General features: G+C 59.8%; 1 protein-coding gene. It reads right to left on the bottom strand.

Annotated features, from left to right (window positions below; translation table 11 throughout):
- Window positions 1-35: 35 nt before the first annotated feature.
- Window positions 36-1,274, bottom strand: coding sequence for an ISL3 family transposase (locus Q9R39_RS24645; protein ID WP_311278454.1), 1,239 nt, complete (start codon window positions 1,272-1,274; stop codon window positions 36-38).
- Window positions 1,275-1,382: the final 108 nt, after the last annotated feature.

Below are 1,382 nucleotides of genomic sequence, written 5' to 3'. Positions count from 1 at the left end.
GTGGATCTCCTGACCTGAAAGTGGGCGGTTTTCGGTCAGTTTCGATGTGGGAGTTCCGGGCATGCGCCGCCCCTGGTGAGGTTGGCCATCGCGATCAAAGCATCGGGAGTGTGAAATCCGTATGACCGCTTTGTCAATGACCGCAGATGGCAGTTCGTCGCCTCGACTCGAGCGTTGCTCATCTGACACGTGACCGCGTTGTAGATTTGCACCTCTCGTTTACGGATACTCGGCGCCAAGGTGCGAATCTCGGGTATATCGCAGGCCTCTGCCTTCCTCAACCAGCGCCGCAACGGCGCCCAACATGAGGAGTACGCACCTGAAAGTATGTGCCTTACTTCTTCTTTCATCTGATACGCACGGGCCAGCACACTGTTGGCATCGGCGACCACGATGGACTGCAGCCGCTCTTGACTCTCGGTGAGGTTGTCAGGATTCTTCAACAACGCCCACCTCAATCGGCCGCGTTCCACCTTTGACAAGCCAGCTATCCGGCTCATCACCCGAGACCGGCATCGATCCAGCGCCTGATTGACCCACTGCAGCACATGAAATGGGTCCATACACCAGTACGCTCCCGGCGCCCGCTCGGCGAGGACCGCACCGATGTACTCGGCGCCATCAGCACTGATGTGGGTGATCTCGCCGGCTCGCACATCACCCAGTTCATCGAAGAACCGCTCGATGGTCGCCTTCTTGGCGCCCTCACCAGCCCACACCAGTTGCCCTGTGTCATGGTTGACCACGACGACCAAGTACCGGCGGCCCTTGCGATAGGCGATCTCATCGATACCGATGCGCCGCAACCCGTTCAAGCGTTTGGTGAGTCCGACATGATCGTCGACCACACGCTCGACGATACGAGACACCGTCCGCCAGGAGACCCGCAGGTAGGCGCTCACCGCGGTCATCGGGGCGTGCGCACACATCCACGCGACGGTGTCGTCAAACGCCCTGGTCATCTTCACTTCCGGACGTGCCCACGGAACCAACTCAGTCTTCACACCATGGCGAGGGCACCGCACACGCGTCGCGGGCAGCTCGAGGAAACACCGCCAGCCGCCCATATCCAGATGCCGCCACAACCGCGGTGCCGGCGGCTGATCGTAACCCGGGCAGCGCTTCTTGCACTGCGGACACCGTGATCGTGCGTTCTTGTGCAGTTCTAGTGTCGCCACCATGACGTGCCCGCGATCATCCTCATCGAACCTGACACCCACGACACGGGCACGCTCGATTCCAAGCAACTTCTGCAGTACTCTGACAGTGCGCAACGCCCACTCCTCTAGGTCTTTTTCTTCGCAAGTCAAAACCTAAGCGAGACTGGGCGTTGCGTGCATTAGGCTCGCTAAAAGTAGCCCACTTCAGGGTCAGAAGAGCCA

This window comes from Gordonia sp. AC31, from assembly GCF_031844505.1.
Lineage (GTDB): Bacteria > Actinomycetota > Actinomycetes > Mycobacteriales > Mycobacteriaceae > Gordonia > Gordonia hongkongensis.
Note: the sequence above shows the minus strand (reverse complement) of the source record. Positions and strands in the feature narration are given on the sequence as shown.